Below are 22,229 nucleotides of genomic sequence, written 5' to 3' on the forward strand. Positions count from 1 at the left end.
GTTCCCGTATGCCCTACGGTACAGTTTAAACCTTAAAAAAATTTTGGTTCTCTGATACTTGTTGCTTAGAGCTTTTCCATACACAAGCATTCCTGTGCATGCGCCCCCTAACTCTAGTTTTCAAGGTGCTAGTTTGCTACGATTAGTAGCTAGGTTTTTAGAGCGGTTGAATACCTTTACCGCTTTTATAAGTGTAACATAAAGTTGCCCTAAAAGGGCAAGGGTTTAAACCCAATTTTTTACCGAAAAATTATCCTCACTTAGAGATACTGTATTGAGCAGTCTGGCAAATTGGCCACCACTGCCAAATCCTGCTTCACTACCGTTGGGGTTGTAGAACAAGTCCCCGGTCTCTGTGTTGTACACAATAATAGCATTGGCCGTTGTAGCATCTTGACTATTGGTAACTGTCTCAAATTCAGTCTCAATGCTGAACCCAGTACCGCTTTCACTCATCAGTGCGGTGAAAGTTCTTTTATTCAGAAGAATTAAATCTTGTCCGGGAACGAAGTCTGTAATTTCATCTATTCCTAAATCTTCAGGATTAAACTCTTTGTTGGTGTTGAAAATAAAGCGGTCAATACTAGCTCCTCCACTGAGAACGTCATTTCCACTACCACCATTGAGGCGATCGCGACCAATACCACCATTAAGGGTATCATCACCACTACCACCAAGGAGATGGTCATTACCACGACGACCAATCAAAAGGTCATTGCCAGATGTACCATACAGGAGGTCGTTGCCTAAACCACCATTAAGAGTATCATTACCCTGACCGCCATTCAAGCGGTCTTTACCACCACCACCTCGGAGAATATCGTCGCCACTACCACCCCTGAGTGTGTCGTTCCCTCCTCCACTACTTAAGGTGTCGTTGCCTGCTTCTCCATTTAGCACATCATCGTCTGCATCACCAGTGATTTCATCGTCAGTAACTTCATCAATGACATAGAGACCTGCATCTAAAGTCAAATCAGTTTGATCTTCAACTAAGGTGATGGAAGTAGTACGACCTGTGGTGGGGTCTACATCGCTATCTAGATTGTCATTTGTTTCTTCATTTTGAGGACTGAAACCGTAACCTTCAGGGGCGATAAATTCTAGGAAGTATTCCCCTGGAGGAATGTCTGTGAAACTGTAGGAACCAGAGTCAATAGTTGTGGTTGTCTCAACTAAGTTTTCATCGCTGTCATAGAGATTGACCGTGATATCTGCTAGACCAGGTTCGTTTTGGTCTTGAATGCCGTCAACATCACTGTCTAACCAAACAAAGTCACCGATGGTGGCATCTTGGGGAAGAGTAACAATTTCATCTATAATAAAGTTGGCAAATTCTGTATCTGTGCCAGAATTTCCTGCTTCGTCTTGGATGGTTGTGGTATTAACTCCTAAACTGTAGTTACCAAAGGTTGTGGTTAAGTCTGTCAGTCCCTGAATTCGGTAGGTAGCATCAGAAATATTTTCGATGGTAATTCCATCGGTTAAGATGGTTTCACCATTGCGGGTGAGGGTAATATCGCTGTTGTCAAAGGTTGTAATGTCGATCGCTTCTGAAAAGCGGACATCAATAAATTCTACGGGGTCTGTGGTTAGGGTTTCTGGAACATTGGAAAATTCTAGGATGGTGGGTAGGGTGACATCGGCGAAAAGTTCGAGAGTGCCTGTTGTGGAATTTCCTGCTGCATCGGCGATCGCTATTTCTACTGTGCGAGACCCTACTCCAGAAAGTTCTATATTTCCAGTGAAGTTTGTTCCTGTTACTGTTGCTTGACCGAGGGAATCTCCTGTGGTTATGTCTGTGAAAGAAACTTGCAGATTTTCTTCTGGTAAGTCTCCTGCAATGGTAATTTTATTGCTGGCAATGCTGTATTCTCCGTAGTCGGTGCCATCCTGGGTTGAGTCGGATGAATCGTTGCTAGAACCATTAACTAGGATGTTAGTTGCAGCTAGAGGTGCAATTGTATCTAGTTCCCAACTGGTAGCAATATTCTCAGCTATTGAGTTTCCGGCGCTGTCTGTAATTCCCGAACCATTGATTGTCAGGGTATATTCTCCATCTTCGGTTTGGAAGGGGATTAAGCCTTTGATGACGTAAGTTGTTTCATCTTGTTCCTCAATTTCTATATTTTCTGTAATTAGATTTTCACCGCCATCAACTGTGAGGGTAATATCTTCCCAACTGAAAGATTCGGGGGCGATCGCCTGGTCAAAGGTGATAGTTATACTGGGAATGGGAATATTACGGGGGTTAGTAATTTCATCAATTCCGGCCAAGGTTGGTACGTTGTTGTCCAGTTCCCAGGTGAACCCTTTGCCACCGACTCCGTTATTGCCGTCTATATCTTGAACGTTATTCGCAGCAACAATGAGTTCGTATTCGCCTTCGGTATTACTCAAGTTTGCTATGTTGGCAACTTCGTAAGTAAGGTCATCAATTATTGTCACAGTAACTGTGTCATTTATCAGGTTGCCACCGTCATTGCGAGTTAGGGTGATGTCTTGATAGTCGAAGCTTCCAGCAACAATAGCTTCGGTGAAGGTGACTGTGAATGTGTCCACTGGGGTCGTCAGCAGATTGCTAGTAAAGCCTTCAATGGTGGCAACTGCGGGGCGGTCTCCGGTGAATACCCAATTTTCTGTGACTGTTCCTGCTCCGGTATTTCCGCTTAAATCTTCGATTCCTGTGCTATCAATAGCGAGTCGATATTGTCCGACGTTTCCTGTGATTCCACTCAGGTTATTGATTTGGAAGGTAATGGGGTCAATTTGAGTTACGGAAACTGCGTCGGTAATTAGGTTATTGCCGTCATCCAGGGTAAGTTGAATATCCTGATAATCAAAGGTATCGGCAGCGATGGGTTCGGTAAAGATAACTTGGATATCGGGAACAGGGGTATTCCTGGGATTTGGATCTACGTCAATAATTTGCTGTACTTCTGGAGGTGCGCTGTCGTCGCTGTCGTAAATAATGGTGTAGTTTCCGGCGCTGTCTAAATCTAGGATGTGCAGAATATTTTCGTAGATGGGTTGCCCTGTGGCAGGGAAGGTGCGGTCTGTGCGCCAATAGTTATCGGGGTCGATTTCTGTGCCATCAGAACGCATAATTTTGTCAATGTTGAATTGACCGTTGGCGGGGTCTTCTAAGTTAATGTATGTCCATCCTGCTGTGGCAGTTGTTGTAATTTCTGCTTCTAGGTCGGAAATTGTTACTGGTGCGTCAACGGTTACGTTGTCGATGGCGGTGACTGGTGCTGTTGTACCGTCGCTGAAGTGGAGGATATCGGGATAGAAGTTGGCATCGAATTCACCGTTTACTAGGAAGTCGGGAAGTCCGTCGCTATCTGCTTCAACTTTTTGGATGAGTTCGTGAATGTTGACTTCTTTGATTAGGGATAGTTCCGGGTTGCCTAAACCGTTGACGTGTTCAAAGGTGGCTTCGTATTCGATGAATTTTCCTTGCAAGCTGGATTTGAGTAACCAGTCAGCAACGGCGGTTTCTCCTGGTTCGATGTTGCCAAAGTCTACGGTGAGGGAAGGAGTTGCTGGATTTCCGTTTACTTGAGAACCGATAATCTCGAAGTCTATGAGTAATCCTTTTTCGTTTTCGATGATTTGGGGTTGGGAGGAGGTGATGCTTAAATCTTGGGCGGCTCCAAAACCTTCGTTACTGACTAATACTCCCAGGGAGAATGGTTCGGAAATTTCTGTGGCATCGGTGAATGGATCGTCTCCAAAGACGTTGCGTTGTTGGAAGTAGTCAACGGTGAGTTCTGCTTGGGGGTAGACGGTAATGGGAGTTGAGACTAGAGGAACTGTGACGAGTTCGCCTTCTTGCAGGTAGCTGAGACTGCCTCCAATACTATATTCTTCGGGGGTTTCCTGAGCGGCGAGGTTGGTGGGGATAAATGTCCATTCGGCGCTACCAGTGGAGTCTGTTCCTAGAATTCCTGAGCCATCAACAGCGGAGATATTTTCGAGGATGGGGTCGGTGATGCCGAATAATTCGTTGACGACGTTACCATTTTCGTCTAATACTTCTAGGTCAATATCAATGTTTTCTAAGCTGACTACATTGCTACTGTTTTCTATGACGAGTTCGCCGAGGAATGCAGAGCGGGTTAATACTGCTTCTTGGTCGATTTCAATACGGACTTTAGCGCAGACTCCATCGCTGTCGTTATTGAGAGCTTCTTCCAATTCTTGTACACTAGCAAAAAATTGTTCGGCCACATCACTGAAACCTGCTGCTTCACTGGCTTCAATTGCTGCATTAGCCTTTGTTAAAGCATCCTGCCAAGTGTCTATTGCCAGAAAATATTGGCTTTCCCCTTGTGGAAGGTCCGATAGATTAAAGATACCTGCTTCCCAGTAATCCATCGTCCGATTCCAACGTTCTAGAAACTTGTTAACATCTGCTCCTGTTATTCCTAATGGTAAAGTAGTATTTAAGAGTTCATTTCTTTCTGATTCAGAAATTTTTAACTCCGATGTTGCTGTACCTTCAATTCTTGTCTCAAATGCCTCAATCCAATTTGTGAAATTGACATCATCTTGTTCAGCAGCTTCCCACCAGACAAAATCTCCAAACAGAATAGTTTGTGCGTCTACAAAGTCCTGAAGTTGCTGTAAATTATCACTAATAAGTTGTATGGCAGGTTCAGGAACAGAGCTAGATTGAATAGAGTCAAGTTGTGACGATCTTTGAAGGAGCAAACGCCTTTGATTTCCTGTTCCTGCACTTCCTGCACTTCCTCCATCTCCTCCACTTCCTCCATCTCCTCCACTTCCTCCATCTCCTCCACTTCCTCCACTTCCTTCACAAGCTGTTAGAAGTTTATAGCCACATTCTAGATATTTCAGATATTTCCAAGGTCCAGGAATTGTTTTTCCAATAGCCTTTGCACAGCTTATAGCAGCTTTGAAACAGTTATAAGCATCAATCAAACCTATACCATCTGATAGACCACCAACGCACTTCTTAGCGTCCTTTATACATTTTTGCCAATCCTTTAATGGAACAAGTTTTAGAGCACATTTTTCAATTTCTTGTTTAATCTTTTCTTCACAAGGATCGCAATTGGAAGGAGTTAATACAACATCACCACCAGTAACAGGACCAAGACCACGAGGACCACCAGGATTACCAAAATCAATAGGATCACCAGAACCACCAGGACCACTAGGATCATCATCCGGGGGATTAGTAGTAGTTTCACAGTTTCCTTCCACATTCCTTACAAGCAAAGGAATGGCACGTTTTATTACTTGACCAGCACAAATGTAATCATAGTCAAGACCATATGAAATGTTGCAAGGAACTTGTGGAGTAGAAGAAGCAGACCTAAGTTGTATGGAACTACGATTAACAATACCATTGTCTTCTTGTGAACTGCTTAACTCTAAAGTATCAAAATCAGCAATTCTCGTAATCCTGACAGGTACAGTAATCGAACTTTTCGCATCTAAACCACCAATGTCATCAATCAAAGGCTCAATTTTATAGAATGGATGTTCCCCAAAGTCCATATTCAGATTGTTAGCAGCAATCAAACCATGATTGGTAAAAGTCATATCAATCTGTTTCACCTGACCAACTACTTGTAAATCTGCTAAATCAATTACAGGCGGATCGACAACAACAGTAGGAATAGGCACGTCAGTCTCAAAAACACTTTCTAAAGTAATATCGTAGCGGTCTTCAATCTCAATTTCTGTAACATTCCAAGTATATTTAACAGTCTGACGAGACAAGAAAGAGTTAACTATTTCATTTTCCCCGGCATCAATTTGGATTGTTTGACGGAAGGAATCATGGTCATCTGCCTTTACTTCCAAGGTATAATAACCTTCTGGCAAATCGTCAAAGTTGACCATACCACTCTCATCAGTGGTAACTTTGCCGAGTTCTTCCCCTGTAAAATAATCCCGTAATGTCACCTCTGCACCACTTAACTTCGGCGCACTTTCGGTAAAATAAAACAACTCATTAACCACATTGACCTGTAAGCTACCAATGGCATCACTAACAGCTCGAAACTCAAACGGAATAGATAAATCTCCATCGCTCCCCGCAGCATCAAAGAAAACATTGCCTTGGTACTGGGTCAACTCTAACTCTTCATCCGGTGACAATATGAAAGTAACATTTGTTGACTCCCCTGGTGCTAGAAATTCAATGGTGTCTGTAGCCGCCGATAACCAAGGTGCTTCGGGTAGAATAACGTCAATATTCTCAGCAACTGCTCCACCTTCGTTGGTTAACTCAACCTCCACAAAAGTTTGCTCTCCCCGCAACATTCCACTGCTAATGGTGCTAACATCTGTGACTAATCGTGGAACAGTTCGTTCTAAATCTACATTAACAGGTAAAGTTGCAGTAGCTCCTTCCGCACTGGTGAGTTGAATTTCAAAAGTATCCTCAGTAATTTGAGATTCATTGGGAGCAGTAATTGTATAGCTAATGTTGTTCGTACCATCTCCCGCCAAAGTATCGGGAACTTGAACTTCAACATTCCAAGATTCGGGCGCATCTACCACATTAGAGGTAAACCCGGTTAAAGGAGTATCAGTCAAATTTTCTAGACTAATTTCAGCGGTGAAGGGTGTATCAGCAAAAATCTTGTGAGTGACTTCCTCCTCATTAAACGTTGCACCCAAGACATTGAAACTGTCCTCAAACCCAGTATCCTCGCCCTCATTGTCAGGGAAGAAAGCACGAATATTAAAAGTTCCAGCTTCTCCTTGCAAGGGAGTAAATTCTCGGACAAAGTTGCCGTTAGCATCGGTAAACCCGTCTAACTCCCTGGTGAAACCATTATTTTCAACTTCAATTGTGACAAACTCAAAGGGAATAGGAGAATTATCTTGATTACTACGAGCTGTTCCCTCTAATAAAATGCTTTCTCCAGTAACTCCTACTTCTACATCTGTTGTTACAGTTGCACTGTAAGCAGGCAACACTTCAAAGGGAGCTATAACTGTATTATTTGCTTCTTGACCTTCCGCTACTATTTCGTCTGCATCAACAGCAGCAATTAGATAATAATTTCCAGGCGATCGAGGGTTAAAATAGGTAACATCACGCTCGTAAAACTGACCAACTTGAATATTCGCACTAATCTCAAATTCGCTTAAAAGTTCATCCTCTGCATCCAGTTGTTCGTCGGTAGAAAGGTAAATTTTGTCTACCCATGTATCTTCTAAAGTTGCTAGACCTTGGTTTTCCACCTTGTAGGTAAACTGTGCTTCTTGTCCAGTAAATGCAGGCGAATCTGCCTCTAGTTCGCTAATTAGCAGGTCTGGTAATTCAACTCCATTGTTCTCTTGAATAGTTCCCGTAGCTGTATTATTAGCGATCGCTCCATTTATGGGATTAGAAAGATTAACATTAAAGGTTTCATCCGGTTCATTCTGTTCTGCATCTAAAACTGTCGGCACAGTAATATTTGCTTGAGTGCTGCCAGTCGGAATGGTAATTGTGCCGGAAGTTTCTGTGTAATCATCCGGTTGAGTCGCGCTACCATCGCTGGTTGTGTAAGAAACCGTCACATCTTCCGTTGCGGGTTGGTCTAGACTAACAGTAAAGTTTGTGGTATATCCTTCGAGAACAGGTGCAGCATTAGCAATGGAAATATTAGTAACAGGTGCTTCATCGTTTTCCTGAATTGTACCTACTGCTGTGTTGTCTGCAATAGTTGCTCCATTAGCATTAGCAAGGGTGACATTAAAAGTTTCGTCTCCTTCTGCAATTTCTGTATCATCAATAGTTTCAACAGAGATTGTAGCTTCAGTCTCTCCAGCAGGAATTGTGACTGTAGCAGAATTAGGAGTGTAATCTTCCTCCGCAGTTGCCGAGTCATCGCTGGTGGCAAATTCTACAGTTACATCTGTTGTTGCAGGTTGATCTAGACTAACAGTAAAACTGGCAGTTTCTCCTTCCGTAACAGTTGCAGCATCAGCAATAGAGATATTGGGAATAGGTGCTTCATCATTATCCTGAATTGTACCTACGGCAGTGTTGTCCGTAATAGTTGCTCCATTAGCATTAGAAAGGGTGACATTGAAAGTTTCATCCTCTTCTGCAATTTCTGAATCATCAGTAGTTTCAACGGAAATTGTTGTTTGAGTTTCTCCTGCGGGAATTGTGACTGTAGCTGAATTAGAAGTATAATCTTCCTCCGCAGTTGCCGAGTCATCGCTAGTGGCAAATTCTACTGTTACGTCTGTGGTTGCAGGTTCGTCTAGACTAACAGTAAAAGTCGCAGCATCTCCTTCCGTAACAGGAGCAGCATCAGCAATAGAAATATTGGGAACAGGTGCTTCATCGTTGTCCTGAATTGTACCGACTCCAGTTCCGTCTCCAATAATTGTCTCAGCAACAGGATTAGAAAGGGTGACAGTAAAGCTTTCCTCTTCTTCAATCTCTGTATCATCAGTCGTTTGAACAGAAATTGTAGCTTCAGTCTCTCCTGCGGGAATAGTTGCAGTTCCAGAAATGGCCGTGTAATCCTCACCCTGAATTGCCGAGTTATCGCTAGTCGTGAAATCAACCGTTGCATCGCTACTAACTGGAATACTCAGAGAAACAGTGAAATCTGCAGTTTGTCCTTCTGTAACTGTTACGTTATTGACAGAGAAGGTAGGGGTAGGTTCATTATCAACAATGGTTAACGTTACTGGACTACCATCTATAGTAGCTGTTCCAGGAGCAGTTGGATTGCTGAGGCTGACAATTATGTCTTCATTTGGTTCATCCACTTCATCGCCCAACACATCTAAACTAACACTAGCTTCACTTGCTCCAGGGGCAAAACTAATCGTATTACCTGCAAAAGAAATACCCTCACCACTGAGGGCAACATTATTAAAATCAGTACCTAATGTAGCATTACCAGAGGTAGCGAAATCTACAGTTCCTGTAACTGAACTATCTCCGAATCGAGTGATTGTAAACTCTACTGGGGTAATTTCTGGGTTGCCCTCTGCATCTATATCCCCTTCCGAGATGTTTCTGGACTGAGGAGCGATAACAAAATTTATCACTGACTCACCCGCAACCACAATGTCCCCTCCATTTTCTTCTAGAGGTATAAAGTTATCATCGGCAGTATCAATTATGCTAGGAAGCGAAATTACGCTATTTTCACCATTAGCTACAGCATTGAGAGTGCCATCTTGAATCGTGGTAAAATTGACCAGGTTAAGTGTACCGCCGTTTAGAGCTTGGAATTGGTTATTGCCAATAGCAGTAGTTAAACCGGGTAGGTTAAGGTCGCTAGCATCTGCAGTAATATCTACTTCGTTAATAGTATTGAGGTTGCCAGCATTAATCGTACCTCCATCAGTTGATTCAATGCCAGAAAAATTAGAAGCATTATCAATGAACTCATTCAGGTTCGACAAGTTAACCAAGCTACCGCTACCATCAGCTTCAATATCAGTTTCCCCAGCGGATATAGAAGTTACTCCACTCAGGTCAATCTCTCCTCCATTGAAAGAGCTTATATCGCGCCTACTACCACTGCCACCAGGTAAACTTGTGAGAGATGATAGGTCAATTTTACTGCCTGTTCCTTCTGCTTGAATAGATGTGCTACTTCCACTTCCGCTCTCATAGTTAAGGATTTGGGACAGGTCTATAACACCACCATTTCTGGCATAAAAGCTACTACCATCAATGTTAACCAATCCACTTAAGTCAGGGGTTACGCCATCGACAGTCATAGAACCATTAGTGAAATTAACCAACTGAGAAGTTAGTGCATTGAGATTATTCGTACTGTCAACAGAGAGCCTAACTTGATTCAGGTTAGTGAGGTTGCCAACATTAATCGTACCTCCATTACTTAAAATAATCCTAGAAAGCCTAGAATTATTGATAGCGCTGAGATTCGATAAGTTAACTAAACTATCGCTGCCAAGAACTCGAATGTCAGTTTCCCCAGCGGATATAGAAGTGACTCCACTTAGGTCAATCTCTCCTCCATAGAAAGAACTTATACTGCGACCAGAAAGGCTAGTACCACCAGGTAAACTTGTGAGGGATGATAGGTCAATTTTACTGCCTGTTCCTTCTGCTTGAATAGATGTGCCGCGACTTCCACTCTCATAGTTAAGGATTTGAGACAGGTCTATAACACCACCATTGTTGGCATAAAAACTACTACCATCAATGTTAACCAATTTACTCAAATCGGGAGTGACACCATTGACAGTAATAGAACCATTAGTGAAATTCACCAACTGAGAAGTTAGTGCATTGAGATTATTCGTACTGTCAACAGAGAGTCTAATTTCATTCAGGTTAGTGAGGTTACCAAAATTAATCATACCTCCATCAGCTAACTCAATCCAAGAAATCCTAGAATTATTGAAATTACTGAGGTTCGACAAGTTAACCAAGCTATCAGTACCACTAGCTTGAATCCTAGTTGCTCCACTTGGAATAGAAGTTACTCCACTCAGGTCAATCTCTCCTCCATTGAAAGACCTTATATTGCGAGTAGAAGCGCTAGTACCACCAGGTAAACTTGTGAGAGATGATAAGTCAATTTTACTGCCTATTCCATCCGCTTGAATAAATGTGTTGCGACTTCCACTCTCAAAATTAGTCAAACCAGGCAAACTAATTAACCCACCATTCTCAGCAAACAAACTTGCCCCATCAATATTACTCGCACCATTTACCAAAACTGACGCCGTAGCTCCATCCGCTGTCAAACTGACTCTTGAAGCCAAAGTCAAGCCATTAGTAATATTCAGCGCTCCACCAATTACCCTCAAATTCTCCGAACTATTGAGACTATTAACATTAACTGAACCATCAATTTGAATCGTCCGGTTCCCTTCAACATTAATTACCGCATCATCCGTAGCACCAGGAATTGTATTATTTTCCCAGTTCCCCTGGTCAAACCAAGAACTTCCGTCACCATTTCCTGTCCAGTTAATTACAGCCATTTCATTTCCTCACAATTAATTAAAAGGAATTGTGTAGTGCGGGCATCTTGCCCGCGAATTGTAACAAAAACTAAGCCAAAAAATTTATCACCCAAGGAATTTTTTAGGCATCTTGCCCACGAATTGTTAATAACAAAATCTAAGCCAAAGAATTTATCACCCAAGGAATTTTTTAGGCATCTTGCCCGCGAATTGTTAATAACAAAATCTAAGCCAAAAAATTTATTAACCAAGGAATTTTTTAGGCATCTTGCCCGCGAATTGTTAATAACAAAATCTAAGCCAAGAAATTTATTACCCAAGGAATTTTTTAGGCATCTTGCCCGCGAATTGTTAATAACAAAATCTAAGCCAAAAAAATTGTCACTCTTTGTAAATAATTTTCCCGGTCTTCTAACATTGGAAAATGAGCTGTATTTGGCATAATAGTTAATTCTATTTTTTCATTTAATTCTGCTGCTTGCCTACCCATTTCTGCGGGAATAATTTGGTCATATTCGCCAGCTACTAATAAGGTAGGTACTGTAAATTTTTTAAATTGTTCTGGTAACCATTCTGTAGCTTCTTTACTTACGGAAGTTAAAACTGTGCCATAAGCAGCATCAAAATCTGCTAATAAAAAATCTTCTAAAAATGTACGACTAATACTATCTGGCAGAGATTTATATAAAAATCTTGCCATGAATATGCGACTCATAAATGGAATTTTTACTAGCCATTTAGGGCGAAACATAACTACATAACGACTAAATTTATGAAAGGTTGTAAATGTTTTTTCATCATATTCAAAAATACCGCTACAAGTTAAGATTGCTTTTTCTACTTTCTCTGGATACATATTCAAAAATAAGGCAGCAATAGAACCTCCCATAGAATGAGCATTAATATAAACTTTCTCTAAATTTAAAGCATCAAGTAAAATTGCTAAATCTTCTGCATAGCCTACTAATTCATATTTTTCTGTAGGATTTTTTGAGGATTTTAAAATAGCTTTTTCCTCAGTAGTAGAAGGTTGAGGTAAACATGAACGTCCAAATCCTCGTAAGTCATAAATTAAACAATCAAACTGATTAGAAAGTTCCTTAGCTGTACTTTCCCAATATCTGCCAGAACCTCCCCATCCGTGGAGAAATACCATTACTGGTTTTGATTTTTCTGTAGAGTTTGATGTCTTTATCCACTCATAGTAATGTTCAACGCCATTAACATTAATATAAGAAGTTTTTTCTGTTGTATTCACCATAGATTGCTCCTATAAAAAATACTTTATTCTTTGCTTTGATTAGTTACGCTGACACGCCTAAAAATGTAGGTTGGGTTGAACGGTAGTGAAACCCAACAAAACCTTACTACTTTACTACTGTTGGGTTTCGTTCCTCAACCCAACCTACGCCTTGGTATTTTTCTACAATTTGACTAATAAATTCCTTAACTGTCGCTGGTGAGGCTGTTTCTAATTGGGCGCTGTTTTGATGCAACCACCAACCTTTAGTAGTTTGGGGCGATCGCCAGATTTCCAAATGTTCTACAGATGGATGGGCATAAAAACTTTCATCCACAGTCCCCAAAAGTCCCCAACTCCAATGTGTAAAATAGTCGTGACTCACTTTATATATAGGAAAATTTCCCTCTACAGGCATTCCCCACCCATCAATAGCAACAAAGGCTTTGACTTGTCCACCCCGTAGTTGCCAACCCCAAGCTGCTCCCACTGCTCCTACTACTCCGGCACTAAAGGCAATGAATAATAGTGGCACATTTTTAGTCAATTGTTTTTTTATACATAAAAAGTTCAAAATGTCAATAGCAGAATAGGGAGAATAATCTTGTGTGGGACAAATTAACAACTCTCCAGATTGAGAGAGACTTTGCCAATGGACAAATAATCCCTCCAAGAATTGCTCTGTTAACTTTGAGTCGTGCATTCCAGGGCAAATTACTATAGTCATATTCAAGTCAAAAGTCAAAAGTCAAAAGTCAAAAGTAAGAAATCCAAAATTCAAAAGTCAAAAGTCAAAAGTCAAAAGTAAGAAAGTTATAAGTTATAAGTCAAAAGTCATAGTGAAGTTAAAAGTCAAAAGTAAGAAAGTTATAAGTTATAAGTTATAAGTTATAAGTCAAAAGTAAGAAAGTTATAAGTTATAAGTTATAAGTCAAAATTCAGAAGTCATAAGGAAGAAGGCTTTAGTTATCTGGGAGAGGACTGAAGGATGGAAAAATCTGGCCTTGTCTGAGTCTTCAGCTCTTTATCAAAATAATTGGGTCATTTCAGTTATCAGTTATCAGTTATCAGTTATCAGTAAATCTGGCCTTCAATATTTTAATATAATCTCAATTATTGTAGTACCCATCCCCCCGGAGGGGAGTGTTAAACTAGCACCAGAGTTTAATTACTCACTGTTGAGGAGGGGTTGCTTCCTTCCCTAGCCTTTCTGTTGCGGAATGCTTTCCTTGCGGAATGCTGCGCAAACGCAAATGCGCAAAACTGACCGCTGAAGTGCTGAAGTGCTGAACGCTTTTTAATTAATAATTCTAAAATCAAGGGAAAAAACGTGGTTACTACTCCAGAAAAAATTCAACAATCAACAGTTGCTCCATCTGAAAAAAAAGACAGAGTAGCAGTCTTATTAATGGGATATGGTGAAGTAGAAAGTTATGAAGATTTTGCTAATTATAACGAACAAGCTTTAAATTTACTTACTGCTAAATTTGCTCCTGTTCCTACCTGGATATATCCTCCCATTGCCAAATTATTAGCTATTTTTGACTTGCATGAATGGAGTCATCAACATGGCAATTTTATCTCTCCTCATAATGCTATTTTTGAAAGTCAAAGAGCAGGAATTGAAAAAAATCTCCAAACAAAATGGGGCGATCGCGTCAAAGTTTTCAAAGCTTTTAATTTCTGCGCTCCCCACTTACCAGAACAGGTATTAACACAAATAAAAGCTGAAGGATTTGATAAATTATTGATTTATCCTTTGCTCGTAGTTGACTCTATTTTTACCAGTGGAATTGCTGTTGAACAGGTTAATGAAGCTTTAGTAAAATTAGCAGATAAAACCGAACATTGGATTAAAGGTCAACGTTATATTCCTTCTTTTTATAACGAACCTGATTATATTAATCTAATGGCAACAATGGTAGAAGAAGAAATTGCTAATGACTTAGCAGTTGCTCATTTACCATCTCAAATTGGCATTGTTTTAACTAATCATGGTTGCCCTCACGAAGCCAAAGGTTTTACTTCTGGAATTGATGAAAGTCAGGCACTTTATGAGTTAGTGCGGGAACGTTTAATTAATCGTTTTCCTTTAATTTCTGTAGGTTGGTTAAATCACGATACCCCACTAATTGACTGGACTCAACCAGATGCTAAAACTGCTGCGAAAAACCTCATAGAATTAGGTGCAACAGCTATTATATTTATGCCTATTGGTTTTGCTACAGAAAATCACGAAACATTATTAGATGTTGAGCATATTATTGAAGCGATACGTCGCAAATATCCAGAAGTAACTTATCGTCAAATGCGTTGTGTCAATGATCGCCCAGAATTTTTGAAGATGGCTGCTGATTGGGCTAACCTTTATATTGAGGAGTTGTTGAGTGAAAATGCTTTAGCTGTTAATCCTTCTTTAGCAGTGGCACAAGCGAAGAAGACTCATAGTCATAGTCACGGTGGAGAACATGGACATTCCCACGGTCATCATCACCATCACGACCATGACCACCATCATCATCATCATTAGGAAGAATTCAGGAGTTAGGAGTTTTGAACTTCTGATATAAATCCGGGTAATTACTATATCCAAGTCATTGCGACTGGAACGGAGTGGAAGGAAGCAATCTCAAGGTTTTAGGAGATTGCTTCCTATCGTCGCAATGACGACTATTTAAGCGGATTGTATATGAATTCTTCTTCAAATAATTAATTTTCTAATCTTCAACTTTTTAAAGCCTCTCTTTTTTTAAGGGGGGTTTGCTTTATCTAAAAAATTTTTATTTCAAAAAAAAAACGATCGCTACTTTGTTGAAAATTTAAACCTAAACATAGATAAAATTAGAGATATTCCACCTATTTTGGCACTCATCAATAAGTGAGTTGCGATCGCCAATAACATTATTAACCAACCGGTGAGATGAATGTAGTACCAAATGTGATTCATTTCTCCACTTGGCAGCCAATTTTCATCTTGAAGTTTTCCCGAACCTATGGATAAAATTGCTGCGAGTAAAATTGTGGTATTAACAATGCGATGCAGTCTATGCCACCAAATTTTTGTACCTACTTTATTTATTAATTTTGGCAAATCATCTAATTTAATTAAACGGTTTCTGCCAATGTTAATACTAACTATTAGAAACCCTAAAAATACAAAAAACAAGACAAAAGCAAAAGTTCCATGAATATCAATTAAACTGCGGTTTTTTACAGTCAGACCAAGTTTACCAAATCTACCGTCCCAGCTATCATAAACTAAAAACCCTGTAATTAGGCAAGCAATTATCAGTCAAGCATTAATACCGTGAAATAAGCGGAGTAAAAATGGTTTATATTGTTGAGTTTTCATAATTGAATAAAGTTTGATATTTTGTATTCTTTGGGAAATAAACTTGATTGTTTGAGTTGAAATTACCTTATATGATCAACTGTATTTTTAAATTTTTACTCCTTGAGAAAATCATCTAAATTCTGGCACTTTAATCGCAAGGATATACTTACCTACAGGTTTATTATTGTTCAGATAACACTCTCTTCTAATAACGCGATCGCGACAATCTACTAATATTTCAGTTACAAATTTTCTTGTATCTAGCTCAGAAAGACAAAAGCTTCCCTAGTAAAGTTACTAATAGTATGGTGATAAAATAAGCAGTAGATATATATGCAAGCCACTTCCAATCAAACTTACCAAAAAAAGATCTCTCTCCAAGAAAAAAACATATTAACACCCATCCTGTTAAAGCAAATATTCTAAATTTACCAGGATTTGTTAAGAGCCAGATTATTATTCCAGGGATAGCTGCGAACCCTAAAGTAAGTGATGCTAAAGAAATTACAGACAAAACAATACGTATAAATAGAAAAGGACGCTTAATTTGCGCCAATTTCAACTGGATAGAATCTACATCTATTGAGCCATTTTCATCGACCTTAAAATTTAATTGGAATTGTTTTTCTGTAGAATTAACCGATGCTTCTGGTAATAATTTTTGAGCTAATATTTTATTAATTAAATCCCAAAATAGAGTTTCTTCTTGTTTTGTCAATCCTTGAATTGTTGAATTATTCACTTTATTGTACCTGATAAAAAATTGATGTAGTAACTACAAAAAATTGCTGCTATTGCACAAGCAATTGAAGAAATAGCATATAATTCTTCATTTTCTATGTTGCCTATTTTGTTTTCGTCAAGTTTTATGAATCTACCGAAACCAAACAAAGAAGTAGAAAATATGAGCGTTAAAAGAAGAATACAAAATATTAAATTCCCTAAAGAATTATCCAAACTACCTTGAAAAAAAGTAACCCCAATAGCAGAAGCAGAGATTGTAGTAGAAAAAATGAATAACTCGCCACCTGTTAGAATTTGATACCACTTCTTATCACTGCCCATTATCTTAATAAAAATAAAATTAATTACTATAGGCATTAAAGGTAAAACTATTTTAACAAATATCCACAGAAGGTTTGAACTCATAATCCTGATAATAGAGACAATGCTAAGTAAGAATAAGATTGGAAAAATATTAATTTCATAGCACCAATGGTTAACTATTTTAAGGCTTACCTATAACATTATACCATTGAGAAAAATATTTGCTGTAAATTCCTCTGGCTTCATATTTCTAAACTCAGTTCCATAATATTTTTTCATATCTCAAAATAATTAGCGATCACCTGTGAATTATTGCTCACAAATAATTTTCATTTGTTTGATTAACGCTCTAGTATTAGATTGTAATTTAGTGCATAATTTTTGCCTATAAAAATATAGAATACTTAAGCTTTTATAAAGTTTTTGGATAATCAAGTATTTGAGGATATAGTCAAGCTAAATAATCTTTATTGTAAGGCTTATAAGAACTGTTTAATGAAACAACAATTAAGACAGCTTACTTTAGGAATAACTTTAACAATTTTGTTCATAGGTTTAATTGGCTGTCAATCAAATTCGTCTGTTAAAAAAACTAAAGTTCGTGCTGCCCATAGTAATTGGGTTGAAGAACATTTCCAAACCGAGATTGTGAATATTGGTCTTGAAAAACTTGGTTATCAGATTGAAAAAACCATAGAAATTGACTACCCTGCTATTTATTTGTCTGTTGCTAATGGGGACCTAGATTATAGTACGATCAGTGGTGAAAAAGCACACCAAGAATATTTTAATAATGCTGGGGGTGAAAAAAAGTTAGAGCGAGTTGGAGTTCTAACCCCTAATGTGATACAAGGTTATCAAATCGATAAAAAAACTGCCGATAAATATAAAATTACTAATCTTGGACAACTGAAAGACCCGAAAATTGCTCAACTATTTGATTCAGATGGTAATGGTAAAGCTAATTTAATTGGTTGTAATCCTGGTTGGTTTTGCGAACGAATAATCGATCATCAGATCAAAGCTTATGGACTAGAAGATACAGTTGAACACAATAGAGGACAATACATTATTTTGCTTGCAGATGTTATTACTCGCTACCAGCAAGGAAAAAGCGTTCTCTACTATGCTTATAATCCTCACTGGGTGTCTACAATCTTAAAACCAGATAAAGATATAATTTGGTTGGAAGTTCCCTTTACCTCTCTTCCAGAATCCCAGAAAAATATAACAGCAAAAGACACCACTACAGAAGGTAAAAATCTTGGGTTTGCTGTCGATCGCCTACGAATTTTTGCTAACAAAGAGTTCTTAGCAGCTAACCCAGTTGCCAAACGTTGGTTGGAACTGGTTCAAATTCCTGCTGAGGATATGAATGTTGAAAGTCTATATATAAAAGAGGGTGAAGATTCTCCAGAGGATATCCGTCGCCATGCCAAAGAGTGGGTTGAAAATAATCAAGAGTTGTTTGATAGTTGGTTAGAAGAAGCAAAAAAGGCAAGTAGAATGTAGAATTTAGAATGTAGAATTTAGAATGTAGAATTTAGAATTCAGATATTAAATTAAGTAATAGAATGACATAAAGTAAGAATATCAGCAAAGGAGATGAATCGAATATTTCACAAGTCTGCCACAACACAGTGATTAACTGGGCTAAACAAGCACCATGCCAAATATTAAATTATCAAATGAGGTAAAAAATGTTTAAACCTATCGATTTTCTTAAAAACCGTTCATTGATGTTTTCTTTCAAAATACTCGGTAAGTTCATCAAAATCTACGAACCAGAGCTTTTTACAGGCGAACAAGCATCGCTCACATTAGCCGAAAAAATATCGCAGGCAGAGTATAAGAAACTGCTGATTATGACAACATCCGGCATTAAGCGAAGAGGACAGCTTGATTCAGTTATAGAGCAGCTAAAAAATGATGGCGTTTCGGTTTTCGTGTTTGATGACATTAACCCAGATCCTACTTTTGCAGATGTTAGCAAAGCTCTGGAGCATGGCTTATCCAATCAATTTGATGCAGTACTTGCGGTTGGTGGTGGCTCTGTCGTCGATGCGGCAAAAGTAGTTGCCATGGCTGCCACGAATGGCAATTCCCCTGAGAAATTAGTTGGCATAATGAAGGGAAAGCAAAAACCGCTGCCTTTTTATGCTATCCCAACAACATCGGGAACAGGTTCAGAAGTCACCATCGCTTCCGTTGTCTCAGAAAAGGAAAGCCATAGGAAACGATTTGTGATCGATCCTAATTTAGTGCCAAAAGCGGCTGCCCTCGATCCGGTACTCTTGGCTACTATGCCACCTGCAATAACAGCAATGACGGGAATGGATGCCCTAACACACGCGGTTGAAGCTTATCTTAGCAGAAACGCAAGCAGGAAAACGGATCGATATGCCCTTGAGGCCATAAAACGCATCTTTGAAAGTCTACCTGTCGCTTTTGAAGACGGAAAAAATTTTCAGGCAAGAGAGGCGATGGCATTAGCATCTCATCAAGCAGGTATTGCATTTACTAACGCTTCCTTGGGATATGTTCATGCGATATCTCATCAATTGGGTGGAATTTATGGTGTATCCCACGGTTTGGGTAATGCTATTCTTCTTCCCAAAGTGCTGAAAGCATCTTTACCTAACATCACAAACCAACTTGCAGAGTTAGCGAAAGAATTAAACATTGGTATGTCAGATATGACAAATGAAGAACGCGCTGCTGCCTTTATTGACTCTATTGAAAAGTTGAATGCTCGTTTGAATATTCCGAGTGTAGTTCATGAGCTACAGAAAGAAGACATTTCGCGTATTGCTGGTACAGCCTACGAGGAAGCCATTTCCAGCTACGCCGTACCAAAGTTTATGTCCACTAAGGATATTGAGGCAATATTGTGTCAATGCCTTGATAATCTCCTTAACTCAAACAAGACTTACGCAAAGGTACTATATTAATAAGTAGTCAGAAAAATTATAAGCATCTACACAAAATCATAGCAATTCTCATACTTATGAGGTACAAAATTTGTAAGCATTTCCTCCGGAATGCTGCGCAAACAGCCGTCAGCCAGCCTCCTATGGTCGGAACTGCGTTATCAGCTAGCCTCCTCCGGAGGAACTGCGTTAACAGCTATTGCTTTTAGTTTAGGATAAAAGCTTTATTAATAGTCTTACTACAAAAGTTGCCTCCCTTACCCTTAAAGTCAGTTTTTTAACTATTCCCAAATGTGGATTCCCTAAGTTTAAGAAAAAAGGGAAAAAAGACAGTTTCTATTTAGAAGGAAGTATTAAAATTATTCAAGGCAACTATATAAAACTACCAAGGATAGGAATAGTAAAAACATACGAAATATTACCGAATTGCAGAGTAAAAAACGTGAGAATCTCCAAACGTGCAGGTGATTGGCACATTAGTTTTAAGTATGATTATCAACCAAACCCTACCCCAAAGGAAGGAGATATTATCGGTGTAGATGTTGGTATAAATGCTCTAGCAACATGTAGCGATGGAAGAATATTTTCTAATGTTAAAGCGTATAAGCAAGCCAAAAAACGACTAACTGGTTATCAACGGCGTGTCAGCAAAAAGAAGATTGGCTCCAAAAACAGAGCTAAAGCTGTAAAAAGACTAGCCAAAGCTCATAAAAAAGTAGCTGATATCAGAGCAGATGCACTACATAAACTAACAACATGGTTAGCTAAAAACCACAGCACCATTGTGATAGAAGATTTGAATATAAGTGGAATGCTCAAAAACCACAAGCTAGCAAGTGCGATAGCGGACTGTGGTTTTTATGAGTTCAAACGTCAGCTTACATATAAGTGTGAGTGGTATGACAGTGTATTAGTGATAGCAGATAGATTTTATCCAAGTTCTCAACTATGTTCTAATTGTGGGCATCAACAGAAAATGCCGTTAAATGTGAGAACTTATGAATGTGCTAACTGTGGATTTAAAGCTGACAGAGACTTTAACGCTGCTGTCAATTTGGCCAACTATGTGTATTAGTAGCTTGAGTTCCAAGCGATTTCAAGCCTGTGGAGAAGATAAGTTACAGACTGCGGTCAGTGGTCTTCTGTGAAACAGGAAGCTAGCTCCAAAGCTCATGCAATCATTCATGGGTAAGTTTGGGTAAGTTTAGTAGAACGGGAATTGATTTTTGCACCTCCAGAAAGAGGAGGTATATTTGCCATCTTACAGAATACTCCGAATTTAGATATCAATGATTTTGTTGTTACAGAACCAGATTTTGGTTTTCCCCGTCCACTTCCGCTAATAGATGATTTTGCCGTTCCCGAACCAGCTATTCCTGAACCTACTCCATCTCCTGTAGCGATCGAACCAGTTCCTGAAATAATGGAAGATGTTGCTACCTCTATGTTGGGTGATTCCGGTATAGTTTGAGATTCGGAAGATTGATTTATGTTTACTATCCAGATTTCTTGAGCGGGGGAATAGGAGAGTAGGGATGTGGTATGCAACCTCCTTCCTCCCTCACAATAACACCTAACTTGTTATTCCCAGGAATATTTGCAGAGCATTCTGTCAAAACCATATTAAAATCTTGAAATAACTAAACAATTATAATGAAAAATATTACTAAATTAACAATTGGATTAATGACAATTTTTCTGGTTAGTTACACTAAACCCGAACCAGAAATAAATACAGATTTATCTACCAAAACTGCCAGAGGAAATCCAATTTTTACTGCTCAAAAAGACAATACTTCTTTGAGTCCTTTTGCTATAAATAGATTTGCCAAACAAACCGTGGTTGAGATTGTCCTTGAGAGTACTTTGGTTGGAGGTAAACAATATATTTCTATAGGTTCGGGAGTAATTATTGGGAAAAAAGAGAATACTTATTATGTGCTAACTGCTAATCATATTGCCAATCGTGATGATGGAGTTTTTGCTTATATTCGCAGTGAAAAACCCTCCGAAAGAGGTGAAGAATCTCCAGTAAAATATGTCAAGCGTTATCCAAAGGAAGATGAAGACTTGGCTGTCGTGAAGTTTGCTAGTGTTAATGATTATGAGGTAGTGGAGTTGGGGGATGTGAGTCAGTTAAGGAATAATAGTCAAGTTTATGTCACAGGTTGGCCGGGAGATGAGAGGAGGCAGGGTTTTCAGTCTGACTATAACCAAGCTATTCGACTTAATCCAAAGTTATACCAAGCTTATAAGAATAGGGGAAATGTTTACCGCAATCAAGGAGAAAATGAAAAGGCGCTCGCTGACTATAACCAAGCTATTCGATTTTATAACAGAGATCCTGAAACTTACTTTAGCAGGGGTATGATTCACAAGCATAACAGAAATATTGAAAAAGCTAGATCGGACTTTAGAGACGCTGCCGCATTATTCAGTACCCAAGGAAATCAAGAGTGGTTTCAAAAGTCTGTACATCAACTAAGACAATTACAATGATATTATTAATAATGGATAATTAATCATTAATTTCCAGAGGTTTTTACCAATTTGAAAAAAAGAAAAGAAGGCGTTTATGAAGAGCAGGTATAATTTTTAAATAAAGTAGGGAAGTTCCATGCAACATTCCTAGATTATTAACACAATAAATGAATAAAATGTGGAACAGGCATCCTGCCTGTTTAGGTGAAAATATTGTTGCATGAAAAGCGATAGAGCATCCATTCCGTATTAA

11 protein-coding genes and 1 pseudogene are annotated in these 22,229 nt (G+C 39.0%); 6 read left to right on the top strand and 6 right to left on the bottom strand.

Annotated elements, in window-relative coordinates; all coding sequences use genetic code 11:
- Positions 1 to 225: 225 nt before the first annotated feature.
- The 3 genes from F6K54_RS05995 to F6K54_RS06005 form a co-directional block, all read right to left on the bottom strand.
- Positions 226 to 10,962 carry a Calx-beta domain-containing protein gene (locus F6K54_RS05995; protein WP_293075607.1) on the bottom strand — a complete coding sequence of 3,579 codons (10,737 nt, stop codon included), beginning with the start codon at positions 10,960 to 10,962 and terminating at the stop codon, positions 226 to 228.
- Between the two features lie 346 nt (positions 10,963 to 11,308).
- Entirely contained in the window at positions 11,309 to 12,205 is an 897-nt protein-coding gene (locus F6K54_RS06000) for an alpha/beta fold hydrolase (RefSeq protein WP_293075609.1), read from the bottom strand.
- A gap of 106 nt (positions 12,206 to 12,311) precedes the next feature.
- Complete coding sequence (locus F6K54_RS06005; protein ID WP_293075611.1) at positions 12,312 to 12,911, bottom strand: hypothetical protein; 600 nt, start codon at positions 12,909 to 12,911, stop codon at positions 12,312 to 12,314.
- 603 nt (positions 12,912 to 13,514) lie between these two features.
- On the opposite strand from F6K54_RS06005, the gene F6K54_RS06010 reads away from it, so the two are divergent.
- Positions 13,515 to 14,714: a ferrochelatase gene (locus F6K54_RS06010; RefSeq protein ID WP_293075613.1), complete on the top strand. Its 1,200-nt coding sequence runs from the start codon at positions 13,515 to 13,517 to the stop codon at positions 14,712 to 14,714.
- 273 nt (positions 14,715 to 14,987) lie between these two features.
- On the opposite strand, the gene F6K54_RS42705 is transcribed toward F6K54_RS06010, so the two are convergent.
- From F6K54_RS42705 to F6K54_RS06025, 3 genes are all read right to left on the bottom strand, one after another.
- Positions 14,988 to 15,476 (bottom strand): cytochrome b/b6 domain-containing protein, encoded by a 489-nt coding sequence (locus F6K54_RS42705; protein WP_366558065.1) that lies wholly within the window; start codon positions 15,474 to 15,476, stop codon positions 14,988 to 14,990.
- A gap of 307 nt (positions 15,477 to 15,783) precedes the next feature.
- A complete protein-coding gene (locus F6K54_RS06020) occupies positions 15,784 to 16,260 on the bottom strand; it encodes a hypothetical protein (RefSeq protein ID WP_293075617.1) in 477 nt (158 codons plus the stop codon).
- On the bottom strand, positions 16,257 to 16,667 hold the full coding sequence (locus tag F6K54_RS06025) for a hypothetical protein (RefSeq protein ID WP_293075619.1): 411 nt from the start codon (positions 16,665 to 16,667) through the stop codon (positions 16,257 to 16,259). The genes F6K54_RS06020 and F6K54_RS06025 overlap by 4 nt, the downstream gene beginning before the upstream one ends.
- Before the next feature lie 393 nt (positions 16,668 to 17,060).
- Between F6K54_RS06025 and proX the strand changes: the two genes are divergently transcribed.
- From proX to F6K54_RS06050, 5 genes and pseudogenes are all read left to right on the top strand, one after another.
- The gene (gene proX, locus F6K54_RS06030) at positions 17,061 to 18,077 is read left to right on the top strand and encodes a glycine betaine/L-proline ABC transporter substrate-binding protein ProX (protein ID WP_293075621.1); all 1,017 of its coding nucleotides are present in this window, start codon (positions 17,061 to 17,063) and stop codon (positions 18,075 to 18,077) included.
- A gap of 188 nt (positions 18,078 to 18,265) precedes the next feature.
- The gene (locus tag F6K54_RS06035; protein WP_293075622.1) at positions 18,266 to 19,516 is read left to right on the top strand and encodes an iron-containing alcohol dehydrogenase; all 1,251 of its coding nucleotides are present in this window, start codon (positions 18,266 to 18,268) and stop codon (positions 19,514 to 19,516) included.
- Positions 19,517 to 19,769: 253 nt separating this feature from the next.
- Positions 19,770 to 20,570, top strand: a pseudogene (locus F6K54_RS06040) (RNA-guided endonuclease InsQ/TnpB family protein); the annotation flags it as partial.
- A gap of 144 nt (positions 20,571 to 20,714) precedes the next feature.
- Positions 20,715 to 20,966, top strand: a complete 252-nt coding sequence (locus F6K54_RS06045) for a hypothetical protein (protein WP_293075624.1) — start codon at positions 20,715 to 20,717, stop codon at positions 20,964 to 20,966.
- A gap of 182 nt (positions 20,967 to 21,148) precedes the next feature.
- Positions 21,149 to 21,994 carry a tetratricopeptide repeat protein gene (locus tag F6K54_RS06050; RefSeq protein WP_293075626.1) on the top strand — a complete coding sequence of 282 codons (846 nt, stop codon included), beginning with the start codon at positions 21,149 to 21,151 and terminating at the stop codon, positions 21,992 to 21,994.
- Positions 21,995 to 22,229 lie beyond the last annotated feature (235 nt).

The sequence above is a fragment of the Okeania sp. SIO3B5 genome (assembly GCF_010692555.1).
Lineage (GTDB): Bacteria > Cyanobacteriota > Cyanobacteriia > Cyanobacteriales > Microcoleaceae > Okeania.